This window comes from Pleomorphochaeta naphthae (assembly GCF_055396005.1).
Map to the genome: position 1 here is coordinate 2,715,388 of NZ_AP042457.1, position 22,572 is coordinate 2,737,959.

Annotated in this window: 19 protein-coding genes and 1 other annotated feature; of the genes, 4 read left to right on the forward strand and 15 right to left on the reverse strand. The window is 31.0% G+C overall.

Annotation, left to right across the window (positions count from 1 at the left end):
- Positions 1-47 precede the first annotated feature (47 nt).
- The 15 genes from thrS to ACZ5SO_RS12480 form a co-directional block, all read right to left on the reverse strand.
- Complete coding sequence (thrS, locus tag ACZ5SO_RS12410) at positions 48-1,799, reverse strand: threonine--tRNA ligase (protein WP_464624997.1); 1,752 nt, start codon at positions 1,797-1,799, stop codon at positions 48-50.
- Positions 1,800-1,875: 76 nt separating this feature from the next.
- Positions 1,876-2,113, reverse strand: a binding site (T-box leader).
- Between the two features lie 47 nt (positions 2,114-2,160).
- Positions 2,161-2,610, reverse strand: a complete 450-nt coding sequence (locus tag ACZ5SO_RS12415) for a GAF domain-containing protein (protein WP_464624998.1) — start codon at positions 2,608-2,610, stop codon at positions 2,161-2,163.
- Positions 2,611-2,652: 42 nt separating this feature from the next.
- Positions 2,653-4,116, reverse strand: a complete 1,464-nt coding sequence (locus tag ACZ5SO_RS12420; RefSeq protein WP_464625000.1) for a monomeric [FeFe] hydrogenase — start codon at positions 4,114-4,116, stop codon at positions 2,653-2,655.
- Positions 4,100-4,366, reverse strand: a complete 267-nt coding sequence (locus ACZ5SO_RS12425; protein WP_464625002.1) for an NAD(P)H-dependent oxidoreductase subunit E — start codon at positions 4,364-4,366, stop codon at positions 4,100-4,102. Before ACZ5SO_RS12425 ends, ACZ5SO_RS12420 begins: the two co-directional genes overlap by 17 nt.
- A gap of 13 nt (positions 4,367-4,379) precedes the next feature.
- Positions 4,380-5,576, reverse strand: a complete 1,197-nt coding sequence (locus tag ACZ5SO_RS12430; RefSeq protein WP_464625004.1) for a SpoIIE family protein phosphatase — start codon at positions 5,574-5,576, stop codon at positions 4,380-4,382.
- A 9-nt stretch (positions 5,577-5,585) separates the two neighbouring features.
- On the reverse strand, positions 5,586-7,373 hold the full coding sequence (locus tag ACZ5SO_RS12435) for a [Fe-Fe] hydrogenase large subunit C-terminal domain-containing protein (protein ID WP_464625006.1): 1,788 nt from the start codon (positions 7,371-7,373) through the stop codon (positions 5,586-5,588).
- 16 nt (positions 7,374-7,389) lie between these two features.
- A complete protein-coding gene (locus ACZ5SO_RS12440; protein WP_464625008.1) occupies positions 7,390-7,635 on the reverse strand; it encodes a (2Fe-2S) ferredoxin domain-containing protein in 246 nt (81 codons plus the stop codon).
- A gap of 204 nt (positions 7,636-7,839) precedes the next feature.
- The gene (locus ACZ5SO_RS12445) at positions 7,840-8,502 is read right to left on the reverse strand and encodes a redox-sensing transcriptional repressor Rex (protein WP_464625010.1); all 663 of its coding nucleotides are present in this window, start codon (positions 8,500-8,502) and stop codon (positions 7,840-7,842) included.
- The gene (ispH, locus tag ACZ5SO_RS12450; RefSeq protein WP_464625011.1) at positions 8,492-9,361 is read right to left on the reverse strand and encodes a 4-hydroxy-3-methylbut-2-enyl diphosphate reductase; all 870 of its coding nucleotides are present in this window, start codon (positions 9,359-9,361) and stop codon (positions 8,492-8,494) included. The genes ACZ5SO_RS12445 and ispH overlap by 11 nt, the downstream gene beginning before the upstream one ends.
- 101 nt (positions 9,362-9,462) lie before the next feature.
- Complete coding sequence (gene secF / locus ACZ5SO_RS12455; RefSeq protein WP_464625013.1) at positions 9,463-10,647, reverse strand: protein translocase subunit SecF; 1,185 nt, start codon at positions 10,645-10,647, stop codon at positions 9,463-9,465.
- The gene (gene secD / locus ACZ5SO_RS12460; protein ID WP_464625015.1) at positions 10,647-12,374 is read right to left on the reverse strand and encodes a protein translocase subunit SecD; all 1,728 of its coding nucleotides are present in this window, start codon (positions 12,372-12,374) and stop codon (positions 10,647-10,649) included. Before secD ends, secF begins: the two co-directional genes overlap by 1 nt.
- 32 nt (positions 12,375-12,406) lie before the next feature.
- Entirely contained in the window at positions 12,407-12,865 is a 459-nt protein-coding gene (gene yajC, locus ACZ5SO_RS12465; RefSeq protein WP_464625016.1) for a preprotein translocase subunit YajC, read from the reverse strand.
- 207 nt (positions 12,866-13,072) lie between these two features.
- Entirely contained in the window at positions 13,073-14,719 is a 1,647-nt protein-coding gene (groL, locus tag ACZ5SO_RS12470; RefSeq protein WP_464625017.1) for a chaperonin GroEL, read from the reverse strand.
- Between the two features lie 125 nt (positions 14,720-14,844).
- Positions 14,845-15,723 (reverse strand): DUF92 domain-containing protein, encoded by an 879-nt coding sequence (locus ACZ5SO_RS12475; RefSeq protein WP_464625019.1) that lies wholly within the window; start codon positions 15,721-15,723, stop codon positions 14,845-14,847.
- The gene (locus tag ACZ5SO_RS12480; protein WP_464625021.1) at positions 15,723-16,394 is read right to left on the reverse strand and encodes a diacylglycerol/polyprenol kinase family protein; all 672 of its coding nucleotides are present in this window, start codon (positions 16,392-16,394) and stop codon (positions 15,723-15,725) included. The genes ACZ5SO_RS12475 and ACZ5SO_RS12480 overlap by 1 nt, the downstream gene beginning before the upstream one ends.
- A gap of 223 nt (positions 16,395-16,617) precedes the next feature.
- Between ACZ5SO_RS12480 and argR the strand changes: the two genes are divergently transcribed.
- The 4 genes from argR (at position 16,618) to ACZ5SO_RS12500 (ending at position 22,471) form a co-directional block, all read left to right on the forward strand.
- Positions 16,618-17,088, forward strand: a complete 471-nt coding sequence (gene argR / locus ACZ5SO_RS12485; protein WP_464625022.1) for an arginine repressor — start codon at positions 16,618-16,620, stop codon at positions 17,086-17,088.
- An 86-nt stretch (positions 17,089-17,174) separates the two neighbouring features.
- Positions 17,175-18,746: a glucose-6-phosphate isomerase gene (locus tag ACZ5SO_RS12490; RefSeq protein WP_464625024.1), complete on the forward strand. Its 1,572-nt coding sequence runs from the start codon at positions 17,175-17,177 to the stop codon at positions 18,744-18,746.
- 168 nt (positions 18,747-18,914) lie between these two features.
- On the forward strand, positions 18,915-20,741 hold the full coding sequence (locus tag ACZ5SO_RS12495; RefSeq protein WP_464625026.1) for a hypothetical protein: 1,827 nt from the start codon (positions 18,915-18,917) through the stop codon (positions 20,739-20,741).
- Between the two features lie 8 nt (positions 20,742-20,749).
- Entirely contained in the window at positions 20,750-22,471 is a 1,722-nt protein-coding gene (locus ACZ5SO_RS12500) for a hypothetical protein (RefSeq protein WP_464625028.1), read from the forward strand.
- The last annotated feature ends 101 nt before the right edge of the window (positions 22,472-22,572 follow it).

Genomic DNA, 22,572 nt, shown 5'->3' on the forward strand with positions numbered 1-22,572 from the left:
TTTAGTCCTTAAAAAAGGGCGACATGTTTTGCCACCCTTTTTCATTATTATAACTCAATTTGCTTTGAGTCAATTATTTTATGAAGCTTTTCAACAAAGGAATTATAATCTCCCCAATTTTCTTGCTTTCCATTTCTAAGCCTTACCGACATTTGTTTCGATTCAACTTCTCTATTACCTACAACTATCATATATGGCACTTTTTCATGTTGAGCCTCTTTGATTTTTGCTTTAAAGTGAGCTGTGCTTAAATCAGCTGAAACTCTAAAGTCTTCACTAAGAAGTTTCATTTCTAATTCTTTACAGTAATCAAAACAAGAATCATTAATAGGAATAATTCTAACTTGCTCAGGAGATAACCAAGCTGGGAAAGATCCAGCATAATGTTCTAATAATACACCGAAGAATCTTTCAATTGAACCTAGAAGTGCTCTATGTATCATATAAGGACGTTTTTCAACACCGTCTTTATCAACGAATGTCATATTAAATCTATCTGGTAAGTTAAAGTCAAATTGAACTGTTGATAATTGCCATTGTCTTCCAACTGCATCTTTTATCTTTAAATCAATTTTTGGTCCGTAGAATGCTCCACCGCCTTCATCAACTTCATATTCTAAGCCTTCTTTTTCAATTGCTCTTCTAAGTGCAGATGTTGCAGCATCCCATCTTTCAACTTCTCCTACACTCTTTTCTGGTTTTGTAGAAAGATATGCTTTAATTTCTTTAAATCCAAAGCTATGTAACATATGAAGAGAAAACTTTAATACTGTTTCAATTTCACTATCCATTTGTTCAGGAGTTACAATTAGGTGAGCATCATCTTGTGTAAATCCTCTAACTCTCAAAAGTCCATGAAGAGCTCCAGCTTTTTCATATCTGTAAACTGTTCCAAGTTCAGCCCATCTACATGGAAGCTCTCTATAAGAATGCTTCTTATTGTTATAAATCATGATATGGAATGGGCAGTTCATAGGTTTTGCATAATAATTAGCCTTATCCATTACCATTTCTGGATACATACTCTCTTTGTAAAAATCTAAGTGACCACTTGTTTCCCATAGCCAAGATTTACCTACATGTGGGGTATATACCATTTCATAACCGTTTTTATAATGTTCTTTTCTCCAGAAGTCTTCAATTGCTAATCTAATTCTAGCACCTTTAGGATGCCAATAAACTAAACCAGGACCAGCTTCTTCATGCATGGAGAATAAATCTAACTCTTTACCAAGTCTTCTGTGATCTCTCTTTTCAATTTCTTCTAATTTTTGTAAATATAATCTTAAATCTTTTTTATTTGTCCAAGCTGTTCCATAAATACGAGTTAGCATTGGATTTGATTCTTTTCCTCTCCAATATGCTCCTGCTATACTCATTAATTTAAAAGAATCACTTCTTAATTCTTTTGTTGATTTTACATGAGGACCTCTACAAAGATCAGTAAAATTACCTTGGTTGTATAAAGATACAACTTCATTTTCATCAATTGCATCTAGTAATTCCAATTTATATTTTTGATCTTTGAATTTTTCTCTTGCTTCTTCTCGAGATACTTCTGTCCTTACAAATTCTTTATCACTATTAATTATTGCTTTCATTTTTTCAGTTATTTCATCTAAATCTTCACTTAATAACTGTCTTGGTAATTCAAAATCATAATAAAAGCCATTTTCAATTGCTGGTCCAATAGCTATTTGAGCTGTTGGAAACATTTCTAAAACAGCTTCAGCCATTACGTGTGCCATGGAATGACGAACTCTAGCTAATTTTTCTTCAGCACTTAATTTTTCTGCCATAATCTATCTCCTAATTTTAATAACAAAAAAAGCTATTATGTCCTCATCTCTATAAATGATGACATAAATCATCAAATACAAGGACGAAGGCATAATAGCTTCCGCGGTTCCACCTTGCTTCCTTTCCTTACAAAAAGAAAAGACGCTTAATTTGTCTCATAACGTTGAGAAAACGGCTTCCTTACTTGATTTATATCGTTGGGGTTGCAGCTCCAAAGGGGTTTTCACAAAAGAGTAACTGAGTATTTTCCAGCCAATGAATACTCTCTCTCTTAGCACTTTCTTTTGCTACTCGTCTTTATCATAGCCTTTAATAAAAATATGCTCTTTTTAATTTGGGATGTCAAGCAATAACTATTAATTAAAATAGTTTTTTTGCAATAACATCGGCAAGTTCTTCTAATAATGCAATTTCATCAGCTTTAAATCTACTAAAAGATTTAGAATCTATATCTAAAACACCAACTACTCTTGATTTATTTATTAATGGGATTACTAATTCACTACAAGTATCACTTTCACAAGCTATATGATTTTCATATAAATTAACATTATCTACATTAATAGTTTTCTTTAAGGTATATGCATCACCACAAACACCTCTAGTGAAGGGAATTTTTTCACAAGCTATATTTCCTTGAAAAGGGCCCAAAACTAAAAATGAATCCTTTTTTAGATAGAACCCTATCCAAGAAATTTCTTCAAGTAAATTTTTTAAAAAAGCAACAGTATTAGCTAAGGAACAATACCTGCTTTCTATTGACCCATCATAGCTTTCTAATAAAGCTTCTAAGTCCTCTTTTGTGTTCATATATACCTCTTGGATATAAAATAAACATTAATTTACTCTTGGTCAATAAAGTGTTTCTTTTTTCATTACTTTAGCAATTGCTTTTGTATTACCATTTCTTAGTTTCATTGCAATTTTTGGATTAACTATGGTTCCAGGGCCATTTATGCACCCTCCATCACAAACCATAACTTCAACAAAGTTTCCTTTAGATGGAATCTTATCTATTACTTTAAGCATCTTAAAGACTTTTTTATCTACACCATTTATGGAAAAAGGTTTTACTATCGAAGGATCTTCCATTCTACTTAGAACACAGCCTTTAACACCTTCACTTATTGCAAAGTTTCTACAATCTTCAAAGCTCTCTGTATTGCCTAAATCATCTTCCTCAAGTTCTTTAACATCTATATCCTTCGCTACAAACATTGAACCTAACTCACTAAATGTAATAACTCCATCAATTGTATCTAATTTAATTGCTTCAACCCTTTTTGCTAAACAAGGCCCCACAAACACTACCTTTGTTTCAGGATTTTTTTCTTTTACAAGTTGTGCTGTATATGCCATTGGAGAGAGTGTGTCACTTTTTATAGATTTTAAATTTGGCAAATGACGTTCAATGATTTCTATATATGAAGGACAACAACTTGTACTCATAAGTTTATCGCCTCTTTCAAGTCTCTCTTTAAGTTCCATAGCTTCATTTATACTAGTTATTTCTGCACCTTCACTAACTTCAACAACATCATCAAAGCCAACTAGTTTTAGAGCTCTTTTAATTTGGCCTAAGGTTCCTGGAAATTGACCATCAATTGCCGGAGCAATAATTGCTGTAACTTTCTCATCAGAAGTAAGTAGCTTTAATACTTCAAAAATACTACTTCTTTCAACTATTGCACCAAAAGGACAACTTCTTGCACATTTACCACAACTTATACATTTTTTGTAATCTATCTCTACAAAGCCTTTTTCATTTTTCTTTATTGCATTTACAGGACAGGCGCCTTCACAAGGAACTAATCTATGTAAAACACTATTAAAAGGACAAACTTCTTGGCATTTTCCACATCTAATACATTTTTCTTGATCTATAGATGCTTTTCCATTTACAAAAACAATTGCATCTTTTGGACAGTTTGCTAAACATGGTCGAGCATAACAACCTCTGCAAGCTTCACTTATATGGTACTGATCTTTAGGGCATGCACTACAAGCTGTACTTATAGTTGTTAAAACTGGTAAAGGCTTCATCTTTTTAGAAATTACTTCTCTATAATATGCACTTAGAGGTTTCATTTCATCGTCATCTTTTTCAATATTTACTCCAAGAAATGCCAAAATTCTGTATCTAATCATTGCTCTTTCTTTATATATACAACATCTACTTGGATCGGTGTCTTTAGGAATTATCCAATAAGGAATTTTATCAATGTCTTCTTCCAATGTCCCATTAAAATAGCTCTTTAAAACTGTAGAATATACTTTATTTTTTAAATGAGTAAATTGATTATTTCTTTCTAGCATGATAAACCTCATCAACTATTTTTTTTAATTTTTCGGGTGTCATATCGCCATATATTTTATTATTAATCATCACAAAAGGAGCACTCTCTCCCTCATGACCTTTACATGCATTAAAGCAAGATGTTCCTTCGATTTCACAATTTTCAATGATATCTGAATCAATGAAATCATTATATAAAAGTAAATCTGAGCCTCCTTGTACAAAACAAGATGTGCCAACACAAATTTTAATTGAAACCTTTTTGTCCATTTTTTCCTCTCTTTTAAATATATTCTATCGATGTTTCTTTTAAATAATTATCTTCCAAAGCCCTTCTTAATCGTTCAATTAATGTCCGTCTTATCCCTATTTCTACAGGAATACTAGGATCTTGATGAGCCTCATTTATTTTTGTTCCAACTATGAAATGAACTTGATCACTGTCTAAAATTAATTCAACATACTTTTTTACTGCATCATTTGCTAATTCAACTAAAGGAAGTTTTCTCTCAAGAGTATTAACTACCTTCGATAGAGTTAGCATCCCTTCTGTAACTAAATCCATTCCTTCCATCACTGAAGAAGGAGGTACATCTTTAGACCAGGAAGACAAATCAACCTTAATCCTTTTATTTAAAATTCTAGATACTATTAAAGCTGTGGTACCTCCAGAAATAATTTTCCTTCCTTTAAAAGCCTCTATCTTCTTACAAAGTAATGGATCAGACTCTTTTGAAAAAGGTGGCCCTGTTACAATTAAAGTTCTTCTTGGTTTTCTTATATAAATACAGCAGCAAGTAATATCATCTTTTGAGGCTAGACCATCTAAGCTTAAAGCTTTATTTACGATTTTTTTAGTTAAAGCTCTGCTACTAATTGAAGGACTTTCTTTTAAAATCTCGCTAATATATTCTTTCACACCTGGAAGTCTCCAACCAAGTGCTCTTGAAGCACCAAGACCTGCCTGAGTTACTCCATCACTTATAATAATTAATCTATCTCCAACTTTTAAATTAAAAACATTATGTACAATTGCTTCTTCTTTGAATGCTTTTTTTCTATTTAAAATAGTAACATCTCCAGTCCATTCTATATTTTTTGACTCTCTAAAAAATATAGCATGAGGATTATCATATTCTAAAAAGTTAACTTTAATATTTGAATTTAAAGCATTGTAACGAATATCAGCAATAGAAAAAGTTGAATAACTAATTTTCCTCTCTTTACATACTGGTAAAGTGTCCATAATTATATTTGCCGAATGCCTTAAATCCATTGGCGAAAAACTCAATTTCTTTGCCATATTTGCTGTAAGTGAAGCTAATACATTTGCTTTAACTCCAGAACCTAAACCGTCACTTAAAACCGCAACTATTTGATTTCTCTCGGGATTTCGCTTTTGTAAAAAAACATCCCCACCTATTTTTTGGCCGAACTTATAAATTTGACTGTAATCTATATCAATAAAAATATCTTTCATAAGTCTCCTTTATAATTTATTCGTTTTATTTTTCTCATCCGAAGGTACATCAAATGCTTCTATCAAAGAATTTAAGGTTATTTCAGTGTCTGCAGCATTTTCTCCAAGTAGAGATGCTATCTGTTGTACAGTTTCTAAACTTTTTTGAATAACTACCTCTGCTTTTTTTACAACTGTTTCTCTTCTAACTGTAGGGCTTGTAATGTCATCAAACAAAGCTCCAACTAGATTATGTTTGTTTATTGAGAAAAAAGTAACTTTTAAAAACATATCATTAAATTTAATTTTAACTTGTTTAGATACTTCTTTTTTAAATTGTTCTTGGAATTTATCTTCAAATGTTACAAACTGACGAATCGAAATGCCTTTTATTGCTTCAAGGGAAGCATCATCCATTTCATAATCTACATTTGCAAATAGTTCAAAAAATCTTGCATTACAATCTATAATATTTAAATTTTCATCAACTATAACAACACCCATTGGAATTGTTCTAAGAAGGACATCCATTTTATTTTGTGCTTCTTTTCTCATTTTTGTAACACACATTTCGATTTCAGCCATACCATCTAAATAAGCAATAGCCATATCTCTACAAGTTGAATAACCACATCCCCCACAATTGATTTGATCTTCAGGATGTATTTTGCCTAATTCTCTTAAAGCCTTATTTATCTCTATTTCACTATAAACAGAATTATCATAATGCTTATGAGTCTTAGTAGTTTGATCAACTTTTATTATGTTATATCCTTCTTTTACAACTTTATCGATGAAATTTTTTGGAGGAGTAAATAAATTTTCTTCATGCAGTCTTTCTCTAGTATATCCAGTTGTAATATATTTTTTATTAGATAAGGGGATATTTTTCTTAGTTGCTGGTCCATTTATACAACCACCTTCGCAACTTAAAAGTTCAAGAAACTGATGATTTTCGTTATTTACTAAATTATCTAAAGTTGATTTGATTACTTGATTTCCTGAGAGAGCAATTGAATTATCTTGAAAGAAATCTTGTCCCCCTTTAAACGAGGCAATCATTCCCCCTTCTACACTATAGGCGGAGGTTACTGCTGCTTTAGCTGGAACGTAAGAGGGAATTTCACATTCTGTAATAAACAACTGTTTATTTATCGTCTCTAAATCTATTTTCTCTTCTTCAAGCCATTGTTTTAACTCTTCAAAGGTTAAAGAAAAATTTGGATAACCTGGCCATTCATCAGCTTCCCATTTTTTTGCAATACATGGGCCAACAAAAACTATCCCAATATCATCGCCATAAGTTTCTCTTAAATAAGCACAATGCAATTGTAATGGGGATGGGATTGGGGCTAATTGGTTTTCTAAAGTTGAATAATATTTTTTAACTAATTGAACTACTGAAGGACAGGCGGTAGAAATCCAAGAAGTATCTATATTTCTATTTCTATACTCATCTACAGTTGCACTAACTAACGAAGCCCCTATTGCTGTTTCGCTTATATAATCAAAGCCTAAAGACTTAAGCGCAATTAATAGGGCTGCTTCTCTATCTTCAAATTCACTACTATGGGAAGGCGCTAAAGAGCAAACTATTTTACGATTACTTTTCATAAATAGCTGAACTCTTGCTAAATCCTTTCTGACTTTTTTTGCTGAAGCTGGGCATACGTCGACACATATTCCACAATAGGTACATCTATCATGAATAACAACTGCGTTACCCTCTTTGACTTGGATAGCTTTTGTTGGACAAGCCCTAACACATTTATAACAATCTCTACATTGTGTAAGTTCAGTATATATTGGATGAATCATTTCTACTCCTCAATTATTACTTCTTTAATTCTTCTTGAATTAAATCAATAACACATTCAGGATTGATATTTTCATAATCCTTGCCATTAATTTTAATAATTGGCCCTGAACTACACCTTCCCAAACATAAATGTCCTTCAACTTCTATTAAATCTTCATATTTATTTTCTTTAATAAAAGTTTCTAACAATTCAAGAGTTCTTGAATTTCCCCTAGAAAAACAAGAACTTCCCATACAAAGCTCAACCTTAACTTTTTTCATATTTTTCCCCATGCATTATTTTTATAATACTTTTTTATTATGGGGTCAAGTAAAATTAAAGTATATAATCCAATCTTACAAAATAATAAAACAATATATAGAAATAATTCATAAAAAATAATAAATAATTAATTTTATATTCAATTATTTCATATTAAATTAGTTAAATTCAACAATAATGTGATTTTCATCACATTATTGTTATTACCATAGATCAGAATCAGCTTTGCTCTTATCGTTTAATATGTTTGATCTTAACTTAGCGGAAAGAACAGCAAATTGGGTAGCTAAATCAGTTCTCTGAACAGCAATATTTTCTGGAAGAGTTAAATCTTTAGGGGCAAAACTCCAAATTGCTTGAATTCCACATTTTACTAATAATTGCGCACAAGTTTGTGCTTGTGACGCTGGAACAGTTAAAATTGCAATACTAATTCCATTTAATAAGACATACTCTTCTAGTTCGGTTAAAGGTTTTACACAAAGGTCACCTATTTTCTTACCAACTACTTCCTCTTTTTTATCAAAAGCTGCAACAATTCTTAAACCATAAGTTTCAAATCCTTTATAACCCATCAAAGCTGAGCCTAAATTACCAGCTCCAATTAAAATAGCATCTGTAGAATTATTCCAACCTAAAGATTCTATCAAGGCTCTTAACAATTCATCAATGTTAAATCCAACTTTAGGTTTTCCTTCTATTCCGGAAAATGCTAAATCCTTCCTAACTTGTATAGGATTTAATCTTAAATCGTTTGCAAGGTTAGTTGCGCTTACACTTTCAAGTCCATTTTCTTTATATTGCTTTATTAAGCGAATATAAGATGGAAACCGTTTTATTGTTGGAATTGGTATTTTATGTTTCATTTTTACCTCTTATTAAATATTTTTCTATTTCATCAATCACAAAAGGAGGAGTGGATGTACCTGTAGCTAAACCAATTACTTCATAATCAAATAAATGTAAAGGTACCTCCTCTTTATTACTAACTAAATATGTTTCAACACCTTGGTTTTTGCAATAATTATAAATACCTCTAGTATTAGAACTATTTTTCCCACCCACTACAACTATACAATTACATTGCTTTGACAATTTTGCAACAGCGTTTCTTCTTCTTTGATTACTATTACAAAGTTCATTTGCAAACTGCACATTAATTTTATTTTTTGCTGCAAAATTATCTAATGCAGTTACTATATCTCTACTCATCCCACTTGGATAAGTTGATTGTATTACAACAAACAAATTATTAGTTGTTGGAATTTTTATTATATCTTCAACATCACTTATTATAACTTTTTCATTAGGGGTTTCAACATTTTGTAAAGCTATAGCTTCTGGATGTTTTTGTCCACCTATTACTACTATAGTTGAATCAATTGGAGCTGCTTCCACTATTGTTTGTTCTTTTAACACTATTGGACAGGTAGCATCGTATATATAAAAATTATTGTCTAAAAAAGTTCTTCTAACCTTGTCACTAACACCATGAGCCCTCAAGACAATAATCCCTGGCTCAACTTTATTTGCATCCTCCTCCTCTAAAATAATTAAACCTTTTTTTTCCATTTGCTCAACTATTTGTGGATTATGAATAACATGGCCTAATGAATAAACTTTTAAATTTTTTTCTTTTCCAAGGTCTAAAGCTTCATTTACAATTGATATTGCTCTTGATACACCTTTACAATAACCAATTACTTCTGACTTTATTACTTTCATTTTCACCTCTGCCTCATTATAAATTATAATTGTATCTTTTAAAAGGGAAAAAAAGCCGCAAGATTATTCTTGCGGCTTATATTTAACAAATCATGAATTCATTATTTTTTCTTTTTTTCATTAACATGTTCACCACCACTAATCCAATAAAGGAAAGATGGAGCAATAAAGTTAGATGAATATGTACCAATTACGATACCAAATATAAGATTTATTGCAAACAATTTAATCGTTCCACTAGCTAATAAAGCAAGAGGTAATACAGCTAAGACTGTAGTGACGCTTGAAATTATTGTACGTGTTAATGATTGAGTTACACTATGCTCAATAACATTATTAAATGGTTTATCTTTCATTAAAGCACTGTTTTCACGAATCCTATCAAAAATAACAATTGTAGCATTTAATGAATAACCAATAATTGTTAATACAGCAGCTATCGTTGTACTAGATACTTCAAATCTAAATAGAGCAATAAAACCTAATAGTAATAATACATCATGGGTTAAGGCTATCAAAGAGGAAACTGCATAGGCAAATCTAAATCTAATCCAAATATAGAATAGAATCAAAACCATAGCTACTAGAACAGCTAGAAGAGATCCATAAATTAAAGTCTTACTAAATCTTGGTCCAACGAAATTGCTTTCAAGTACGACAAAACCATCTCCAAATGTTTTTTCAAAATCATTTGCCACAGCATTTTCCATACTATCTTGTGTATCACCATCATTAGTTCCAAGTTTAATTTGGAATACTTGGTCTTCTTCATTTCCAACTGTTTGAACTTGAACATTACCTAAATCAGCTAAAGTTTCTCTAACTTGATCAATTGAAACTTCACCAGTTGTAGCAAAATTTAAAGATACAGCTTCTTCAGATAAGGTTGCTGGAAAACCATAACCAGATAATAAATTTTCAGTTTTGAAATCGGGATTAACAACTTCAACGCTTATTCCTTCAATTGATTCAAGCCCTTTTGCTAAATCTGAAGCTGTAGGATAATCAACACTATTTAATGTTTCTGTATTAACTCCGCTTTCGCCTCTTTCTTCAATAACTAAGCTACCATTGTCTACTGAAACTGAAATATCTTCACTTCCACTATATGTAAGAGAAAGCCCTACAGGTGCTACTTGAATTCTTTGGCTTAATCCACTTTCAAAGTCAATGCCAGTATTAAAACCACCATTAAAAATTAAGGAACCAATACCTATGACTAATAATAGAACTGAGAATGTTAACGCTATAAAACGTGTTTTAATAACAGGAAGATTCTTTTTCATTATTTTTTCCTCCAGGTTATATGTAATTTGGCTCCCTCACGATCGGTGATAGCAGCGTCAAAAATTAAATGTGATACAAATAAAGCAGTAAATAAAGAACTTATAATACCTATAGCTAAGGTATTAGCAAAACCTTTAACTGCACTTGAACCTAATTGGGAAAGAACTAATGCTGCGATTATGGTTGTAATATTTGCATCCATAATTGTCCAGAATGCTTTTCCAAATCCTGTCTTAATTGCGACTTGTGAACTCTTTCCAAATCGTAACTCTTCTTTAATACGTTCAAAAATAATTACATTTGCATCAACTGCCATACCAAGGGTTAATATTAAACCTGCAATAGATGTTAATGTGAGTGTGAACTTAAAGGCGGATAATACAGCTAGCATCAAAATTAAGTTTAATACTAAAGCTAAATCAGCTACTAAACCACTTAAGCCATAATATATAAACATAAAGATTACTACTAATGCTAAACCAATTGCTATAGCCATCAATCCAGCTTCAACAGCATCTTCTCCTAAGGTTGCACCAACTGCTTGTTGACTTGATACTACTAGTTCAATTGGTAAGGCCGCAGTTCTAAGTACAATTGCTAAGTCAGCTGCTTCATCTTGAGTGAATCCTGAAATTTGAACGTCTTGTCTAATTGCTTCATTAATTGTAGCAATTGATTTAACTTTTCCATCCATAACAACAGCCATAGACTCTCCAACATGAGTTGAAGTAAATTTATAGAAAGCATCTCCACCACTAGCGTCTAAATGGAAATTAACTACAGGTTGTCCAGTAATTGAATTTGTTCCAGTTTGGGCACTTTCTAAGTGAATGCCATCTAGCCCTATTTCTGAGTCTAATACAACAAAGCTTTGTAGCTCATCAATTCCATAAGAATCTTTTACATAATATCCAGCTGCTATTTTACCAGCAGGTAGGAAATCTGGTTGTTTGATTTCACCACTGTCTGTGTAAACTTCGGAAGGATTTTGTTCGAAGTATGTATTTAATTCAGTAGTTAAAGATTGGTCTACAATTTGGAATAGCAATGAACCTTTACCTTGTAAGAATGAATTTACTCTCTCAGGGTCTGCAGCACCAGGAATTTCAACTAAAATTTGATCATTTCCTTGTAGTCTAATTTCAGGTTCACTAACACCAAATTGGTCAATACGATTTTGAAGAATTTCAATATCTTGAAGAACTAAAGCATTAATTTCTTGGCTACTTGCAGTTTTACCAGCTTTTTCATTATATGCATCAACGTCAGCATCTAATAAAATACTCATACCACCGCGTAAATCTAATCCTAATTGTAAAACGCTATCGCTTAAGTTTTTAACTTCAAGTAATGATGATCTATAATGTTGTTCAATTGCATCAAACATTGCTTTTTCATTATAGAAGCCTGCACATAGACTTTCTATTGTCCATGATGAAGGAACATCTTTACTCATCGCACGATAATTTTCCTTTGCAATAGGTTTTAGATAAGAATACTCTGCTGGAACATCAGCTGAAGCATCACTTGTAACTAATTCTTTAATTGCACGAAGTTCTCGAGTAGCCTGTCCACGGGCATACTCTCTAATTTGCTCATTTGAGCCACTTGCGAGATCTTTTGTTTCCTGAGGTACGATTGTATACCACTTAAAAGTTGGATATAAGAAATAACCGCACAATAGTAATACCAAAAGAACTATGATCAATCGATCACGTTTTTTCATAACATTCTCCAATAGTAACTTATGTGATATTTTTATTTTTCTGTTTTTTCTTCGGCTGCTTTTTCTTTAGTATCAGTAGCCTCAGTTTTAGTTTCTTCTTTTGTGTTCTCTACTTCTTTTTTTGCATTCTTTGTTTTTGCTTTATTTTTTGCAGAAACTTTTGATGCACCTTTTTTAGCAACAACACTACTGATTGCTGATTTAGTAAACTCAATTCTTGAATTATCATCAACTTTTACTACAACAGTTTGTTCTCTAATTGCAACGACTGTTCCATGGATTCCTCCGATGGTAACAATCTTATCACCTTTAGCAATAGAAGCTAACATTTCTTTTGCTTCTTTATCACGTTTTCTTTGAGGACGAATAATTAAGAAATAAATAATAACAATTATTAAACCGAAAGTAATAATTGATGTTGCCATTGACCCGGCTTGAGCGGAACTACTCTGGGCACCAGTTGTTCCCATTAGTGCTAATAATGAATTCATTTAATAAACCACCTTTATAATGCATAATTATAATATTATGTCAAAAATTCCCATCAGATATTGAAATTATTGAATAAATTCAAATACCAATGCAAAATAAAATAACATGTTAAGTTAATTATAGTCAAGTTTTAAGTTTTGTCTATGGGGAATATAATAAATAGGACTTCGATTTCCGAAGCCCTATTTCAAAGATTTAGTGGGAAATTACATCATTCCGCCCATTCCACCCATTCCAGCACCAGGTGCAGGAGCGGCTGCAGGAGCTGCAGGTTCAGGAATATCTGTAATTGCACATTCTGTTGTTAGAATTAATTGAGCAATTGATGCTGCATTTTGTAATGCGCAACGAGTAACTTTCATAGGATCAATAATTCCATTATCTACCATATTTACCCATTCCATTACATTAGCATCGAAACCAACGCCCTTCTTACTATTTTTACACTTGTCAGCAATGATTGAACCATCAAGACCAGCATTTTGAGCAATTTGACGAATAGGTTCTTCTAATGCTCTTCTTACAATCTTATAACCAATCTTTTCATCTTCAGTTAAATCATCAAGATTTTTCTTTTCTAAAGATTTAACAGCTTGAACTAGAGCAACTCCACCACCTGGGATAACTCCTTCTTCAATTGCTGCACGAGTTGCACTTAATGCATCTTCAACTCTATGTTTCTTTTCTTTTAGTTCAACTTCTGTTGCAGCGCCAACATTGATTACTGCTACACCACCTGCAAGTTTAGCAAGTCTTTCTTGAAGTTTTTCTTTATCATAATCACTTGTAGATTCAAGAATTTGAGCTTTAATTTGAGCAGTTCTTTCTTCAATATCACTCTTCTTACCAGCACCGTTGATAATTGTAGTATTTTCTTTATCAACTTTAACATTCTTAGCTCTACCAAGCATTGAAATTTCAGCTTTTTCAAGTGTTAAGCCAATTTCTTCACTTATAACTTCTCCACCTGTTAATATAGCAATATCTTCAAGCATAGCTTTTCTTCTATCACCAAAACCAGGAGCCTTAACAGCTACTACATTTAAAATGCCTCTGACTGAGTTTACTACTAATGTAGCTAAAGCTTCGCTTTCAACATCTTCAGCAATAATTAATAGAGGTTTATTAGTTTGAGCAACTTTTTCTAGAATAGGTAATAACTCTTTCATATTAGAAATTTTCTTATCATAAATAAGAATAAATGGATCTTCTAATACGCTAGTCATTGTTTCTCTATTGTTACAGAAGTAAGCACTTAGATAACCTCTATCAAATTGCATACCTTCAACAAAGTCAGTAGTTGTTTCAAAAGTCTTTGATTCTTCAACAGTTATAACACCATCTTTACCAACTTTTTCCATTGCATTAGAGATTTCATCACCAATTGTTCTATCGTTATTTGCACTGATAGTAGCAACTTGAGCAATTTCTTCTTTATCTTTAATAGATTTAGACATTGCTTTAATTTCTGCTACAGCATCATTAACTGCTTTATCAATACCACGACGAATACCCATTGGGTTAACACCTGAGGCTACACTCTTCATACCTTCTTTTGTGATTGACCAAGCTAAAACAGTAGCTGTAGTTGTACCATCACCTGCTACATCATTGGTTTTTGTTGCAACTTCTTTAAGTAATTGCGCACCCATGTTTTCAAATGGATCTTCGAGTTCTATTTCACGAGCTACTGATACTCCATCTTTAGTTACAGTTGGAGCCCCAAATTTTTTATCTAATAAAACAAGGCGACCTTTTGGGCCTAAAGTTGTCATAACTGCACGAGAAATTTTCTCAACACCATTTACTAAAGATTTTCTCGATTCTTCACTAAATTGTAGTTGTTTAGCCATTTCATTTTCCTCTCTTCAAATTCAATTATTTAAAGTAAATTTTCATAGCACTAAGCTATCTCTAAAAAAATACAAATAAATTTGCCAATAAGCAAGTCAATATTTAATATTTTTTTTGTTTTGGATTATCTTATAATCAAATAGAAAAATGCTGCAAAAGCAACACTAAACATATTACTTAAAAAATTTACTTTATCATTATTTATTGTTCTAATACCTCTAACTAAAGGTAATTTTTTCCCATTTACATATTCTTTTTCAACAATTCGATCATTTTCCTCATCATAGTAGTGAGCCTGTATTGTTACTCCTAAAATGCTATCTACAATGGCTCCGATAAAGCCAGCGAGTGTTACAATAGCTAGATAGGAAATCGTTTTAAGGGAAGGAGCATAATAAACAGAATACCATAATATAGCAATCAAAAACGAACCTATCAAACTTGCTAAGGTCCCTTGAAAAGAAACTCCTCCTGAGAGTCCTGGTTTTAAGGGCCTTCCAGTAAGTATTGAAACAACTTTAGATCTAGTCAACATCCCAACTTCACCAGCAAATGTATCGCTCACTGCTTCGGCTACACTTGCTCCAAACATTATTATAATAATAGGATGAGGAAAAAATAGATATAATGCTGCTAAAATAAAACCAATACCACCATTTGCAAATACTTGAGCAAAGTCCCGTCTACCTGATTTCTCTTGGATATTTTTTGCTTCAAGATATATCTCATTATTTTTATTTAGTCTAGATAAAATTGCAGCGCCTATTATAAAAAAAAGATAAACGCCTAGTCCTCCAAACCCAAATGCTAAAATTATCATAACTCCAAGACAAAAAGCTGCAATCGACCCTGTAATATTTAATTGGTCTGTAATAACAGCAACTATAGATATTATTAGCAATATTGCAATAATCCAAATTACATAATAATTAATTGATAAAAAGAAATTATCAATAAAAGCAGCTAAAGAACTTGGATTAGCACTAGCTAAAAACCTATTCATCAAACTATCCCCCCAGCAATCAAAGCACTTAATATTGGCACACTTATGTTATCTAAGCCTAAAGGTGTAATAACTTCAACCAAAGTTGCAACTAAACTTATTAATATAGAAGAAAATATTATCACTGTTAAAGTTAAATCACTCATTAAAGCTAAAATAATAAAACTGCTTAGAAAGCAAACAATAACCATAACAATACTACCAAAGTAAGTTTTTCCACCTGTAGGTAGTGGAATTTTTTTCTTTCCCCACTTGCTTCCTAGTATAGCGGCAAAGCCATCCCCATATCCCATGCAAAATACACCAACTGTAGCAGCACTAATATCAAGCGCACCTAAATATGAATATAGTATTAGTATTATCAATGAAAAAGGATAATATACAAGCCCAAAATTTCTATTTTTATTAGAACAGCCAAAAGGGGTGCCTAATTTTGGATAAAAAATAAACAAAGAATTTATAAAAACGAACCCTATTGGCCCTATAACAGCAATTAGAGGATCGTCAATAAATTTTAATAAAATCAACCACCAATTTGCAGATAATATATGAATAAATTTCCGAACGGTTTCATCTTTAACTTTTGTATGAGTTTTTATAAAAGCAGAAAATCCTAATATAAAAGCTACATATACTACAGAAATTAATAACCCCACATAATTTGTTTTCATAATAAAATAATGCACATTAGACATCAGTGTTTCAAGGCTATTAATAACACGTTTGACTTAATTTATCTCTTTTCCTTTAATATAGTTAAATTTTGATAACTTTTTTTTCACTATTTTATAAAATAAACTCGCTTTTTTTTTACATAATAAATATATCTTGTTTTTTTAATATATTTATTGTATATTTATACAGTACAATTGCATAGTATCAAAGGAGTCCATAATGCGAGAACGCCATACTAGACTTAATCTTGTAAAAGAATTAATTAAAAATAACAGAATTGATAACCAAGACACATTATTAGAAATGTTAAAAAAAGAAGGTTACTCTGTTACTCAAGCTACTCTATCAAGAGACTTGAAAATGTTAAAAGTTGGAAAAATTTCTGATGGTTGGTCTGGCTATTACTATGCTTTACCTGAAAATGACTTAATTAGCGAATCTGAAAAAAGTTATATCCAAGATGTTAGACGTGGTATTCTATCTATAGAATTCAGTGGCAACTTTGGGGTTATAAAAACTAGAAGTGGTCATGCAAATAGTGTTGCGATTGCTTTAGATGTTCTTGCTATACCAGAAATTCTAGGAACTTTAGCAGGTGATGATACAATATTTGTTATTCTCAGAGAAGGCATGACTAAAGAAGATTTACAAGAAAGCTTCAAAAATAGAATACCTGACATACAAGAATAAATTCTTAGGGCTTTGATCTTAATCAAAGCCTTTTTTCTTGCTTTTTTTTTAATCTCTAAATAATATAACTCTCATAGGAGACTACAATGGAATTTAAAAATTTAACAGATCTTACATCTTTTGATAAATTATCAAAAACAAAACCTTTTAATTTAAAAGAAGGTTTAAACAAAAAAAGAATAGAACAATATCAAGTTAAAAATGGGACTAATTTAACTTATTCTTATGCAACAATGCCTGTTAGTGAAGAACATCTTCAAATATTTCAACAACTATGTGAAGAACAATCTTTAATTGAAAAATATAAATTGCTTTTAAAAGGAAACAGAATTAATACTGGAGAAAATAGAGCTGTACTTCATCAATTAACAAGAGGTCAATTATTAGATGATGTTATTGTTGATGATGAAAACAAAGGCGAGTTTTATAAATCACAATTAGAAAGAATCAAAGAATTCTCAACAAAAGTTAGAAATGGAGAAATTGTTGGCTCTACTAATAAAAAGTTCAAAACAGTAATCCAAATTGGTATTGGCGGAAGTGACTTAGGCCCTAGAGCACTATATCTAGCTTTAAAAGGTTATGCTATAGCAAAAGGAACACAAGTTATTGATGCAAAATTCATAAGCAATGTTGACCCAGATGATGTTAGTGATGTTATAAAAGATATTGATTTTGAAACTACATTGTTTGTTTTAGTTTCAAAAAGTGGAACAACTCAAGAAACTCTAACAAATAGAGATTTAGTTTTTGATGCTTTAAAATCTGCCAATATTGAAGGATTTGATCCTAGTAAACATATGATTGCTGTAACAAGTAAAACTAGTCCTCTAGCAAAAAGCAAACAAGTTCTTGATGCTTTTTATATTGATGATTATATTGGTGGTCGCTATAGTTCTACTAGTGCAGTTGGTGGAGTAATATTATCAATTGCCTTAGGTTTTGATACCTTTAATGAGCTATTAGAAGGTGCAAATGAGTCAGATAAAAATGCTTTAAATGAAAATGTATTAGAAAATGCCTCATTATTAGATGCTTGTATCGGTGTATATCTTAGAAATGTTCTAAAAATTCCTTCTACCGCTGTTCTACCATATTCACAAGCTTTATCTAGATTCCCAGCTCATTTACAACAACTTGATATGGAAAGTAATGGTAAACATGTAAATAGAAATGGTGAACAAATAGACTATCAAACAGGTCCTGTTATTTTTGGTGAACCTGGAACTAATGGACAACATTCTTTCTACCAATTATTGCACCAAGGTACTGACATTGTTCCTTTACAATTTATCGGATTTAAGAGAAGCCAATTCGAAAAAGATATTTTAGTTGATGGATCAACAAGTCAGGAAAAATTAAATGCAAATTTAACAGCTCAAATTGTTGCTTTTGCTATTGGTAAAGATGATTCTAATCCAAACAAAGTTTTTGAAGGAAATAGATATTCTTCTCTCTTAGTTGCAGAACAATTAACACCAAAAGTGCTCGGTGCTTTACTAGCCCATTTTGAAAACAAAGTAATGTTCCAAGGCTTTATATGGAATTTGAACTCTTTCGATCAAGAAGGTGTTCAACTTGGAAAAATCTTAGCTAAAAAGGTGTTAAACGGTTGTGAAGGAGACGAACTTCTCATTTCTTATTCATCACTTTTATAATATTTAGAATCATAAAAATACATATAAAATCATAAAAATACATATATTTTAAGAGATTGGAAAAATCCAGTCTCTTTTTTTTATTAATGTTATTTTACTATTTTCATTGTACATATAAAAATTTTCCCCTATAATATAACTAATTGTATAAAATATAGGAGTATTTTGATGAAAATAAAAAAAATTATTACATATATTATATTAATGGGTATTCTTTGTTCCAATAACATTTTTGCTTTTGACAATCATCAAAAAATTCAACACGTCGACAACGACATATATAAGGGAATTCGTGATCTCTATTTATCACAATCTCTAGGATTGCCATCAGCTGCCGCACCTTATTCAGATGCAGAGTTGATAATGATGTTAGATTTATTAGATACTAGGAAATTTAGTAAAGCTGACCAAGCTGTTTATAATTATATTACAGAAAGTCTTTCTATAGATGACAAAAACTCAAATGAATATGGAAAAGTCGATTGGGGTGTTGATCTCAATTTAGAAGGATATGTTCACTCTGAGACAACAGACTTCCTTAGACGAGAAAACTTTCAATACAACTTTTTAGATCAAAAACCTTTAATAAATATTGGAGTTGAAGCTTGGAATAATAGTAATTTTTATGGTCTAGGTAATTTCTCTATAGGAAACAACTATTCTCTTAAAAACACCTTTGGCAGTACTATTTTTTCTACTAATGTTATAGCACTTCCTCCAAATGATATACAAGATTTAGATATGAATATGCCATATAGAGCTTTTATAGCCTTTGGTAATGAGTCAAGTTCTCTCTCTATTGGTAGAGATAGAGTTAGATGGGGAAATGGCGTTGCATCAAACCTTTTAATTGGAGATAACCTACCATATTTAGATCAACTTAGATATACAAACTTTTCGAACCAATTTAAATATACTTTCTTAACAGCCTTTTTCCCTCACCCAAGTAACTATATAAATGATGGAATAAATGGTAGTGGTGATGGAGATCCTACAACTGGCCTTGGACAAAGCAGTGAAGTTCAAGGAACATATGCCCTTATTGCTCACAGAGGAGAAGGTAGATTATTTAATGATAAATTAACACTAGCTTTATCTGAAACTATTATGTACTCATCATTAGATAATGTATTAGATTTAAGATATTTATCCCCAACAGCAATTTTCCATGATTATTATATTAGAGGAAATGCAAATTCCATGCTTTCTTTAGAAGCAGATTACACAGCTTTTAAAAACTTTAATATTTATGGGCAAATGGTAGTTGATGAATTTGCCCTTCCTGGAGAACCTGCACCTGGCTCAACCTCTTCAAATGCATACCCAAATGCTTTTGGATATTTAGCTGGTATTAGATATCATTATGATGTACTTGATGTATATAAAGGAAATACTAGCTTAGAATTTGCCTTCACTGATCCCTATTTATATTTAAGAGGAAATGGAGATACAAGTACGAGCACTTCACAAGAGGTAGGAGACTATGGTATTAACTATATTGTTGCTTTTAGAGAATTTTCACCAAATGTTGATGGTGGTACCTGGTATCATAATGAATTCTTAGGATATAAATATGGTGGGGATGCTATAACATTTAATTTAAATTCATCTATTAAAAATTATGGTAAATGGAATATTCAAGCTAATATATTCTATATGCTTCATGGAACTTTTGATAAATATACAACTTGGAAATCTATAAGTACTAGTGATGATGAGAGTACATATACTACTCCAACAACAGATCATCCTGGGACAAACAATGAAAATAATAATAACACTTCTTTATCATCTAGAGAGCCAACATCAGACCCAGATGATAGAAATGCAGTATCTAAAACATTAGTAATTGGGGCAAGTGCTAATTATGAAGTAAATGAAAATTTAAGTTGCTTTATGCAAGTTGATTATATAAACATTAAAAACTATCAAAATGTTTCAGGACAAAAAACTTCAGACGTTCAACTTGTTCTTAGCCTTTCTTACAGTATATAGGACAATAAATGAAAAAAACACTTTTTATAATTTTATTATTGGTAATATCTTTCAATCTTTATTCTGAAGATCAACAGATATTACCAATTGAAGATAAAATATATGATTACATTGATTTAGTGTATATTTTAGATTCAAAAATTCCCCCAACTTCAGCAAAACCTTATTCGATTGGCCAAATGAAGTTATATTTAAATGAAATTAATTATAATTCATTAAGCAAAACAGGGATAAAATATTACAATTATATTTTAGAAAGATTAGATGAAGAAGATAACTTATTCAAATTAGATGACTATTCTTCGCTTGATTTTAATGCAACTTCAGGCCTTGAAATGTATTCACATACAAATACTGAAGATGTTACTACATTTAGAGATTGGATTTATGATCAAGAAGATAGAATGCCTTTATTAAAATTAGGGCTAACTCTTTCTGTTGATGATATTTTTTTCACAAGTAGCGAATTGCAATATATGCAAGGAAAATATGAACCTAGCGATGAAGCTGGATACTATTTAGAAGATTCAGATTTTATTACTAAATATGGAGATGTTAATGGTGAAACAAGTATAGCTTTAACAGATAATAAAATAACTTATAACATCCTAACAAATCAATATAATAAGATATTCTCAACTAATATACCTATTGCAAGTAAATACATAGATTTTGATACACCAAAAAGATCAATAATTTCTATAGGTGGTAAGAATATTAACTTTAACTATTCAAAAGATAAAATTAATTGGGGAAATAGTATAATAGGTAATTTTATTTATGATGATCATATAAAAAATAATTTTGTTAACTTAAAAGTTTATTCTCAAAAGTTTAATATTAACAATACTATTGCCTTTTTAAATACTAAAACCTCAAGTGGTGAAGATGCTGATACTGAAATTAAAATGTTTTTAGCTCATAGATTAGAATTCATGCCTTTTGATTTTTTTAGGTTTGCTGTAAGTGAAAATGTTATGTATCAAAATGATATGAATTCCTTCTTGTATTTCAATCCTTCATATATTTATCACAACATAAATATGAGAGGAATGTTTAATGCAATCGCATCTTTAGAAACTGAAGTTCTTTTATTTAATAGAGTAAATTGGTACTCTCAATTTGTATTAGACCAAGCAAGAGCCCCAAATGAAAGTGACAGCCAATCTGGTGCATGGGGTCTTTCAACTGGCTTAAATTATATAGTCCCTGTAAATAATGATATTTTATCTTTATCTGTTGAAGGCTTATATACTCTACCTTGTTTATATAGAAGGGATATCGTTGATTTTATAGTATTTGATAGAACTTTTGTTATAAATCAAAGTTATGTTATTGAGCCCACATACATCGGTTATTCAGAAGGTGGAGATACTGTTGCATTTAAAATTCAAGCAGAATATGACAGGTTAAATAAATTCACAGCATTATTATATTATTCACTAACTATAAAAGGTGAAGTAGATATTTTTACACCACTTCATAACGAAGGTGGAGGATCTTATACAAATGATGGAATGCCTAACTATGGTGAAACAATATTTAAAAATGGAATTTATTCTATTAAACATATAATTCACAGTTCTTTAGATTATTCTATGTATAAGAACAAACACATAAATATTTCGAATAAAACTACTCTATCATATATGTATTTCCAAGACTTAAAAGCCTCAGCAAACTCATATAATGACTTTCAATTTAGCACTGGAATAAAAATAGAATATTAATCAATTAATTTAGACAAAAAAAGATCCTCAGTAGACTAAAAGGAGGTAAAAGCCTACCGAGGCAAAACAAAAGGAGGTTGAAGAGAAAATTCAACAAAGAA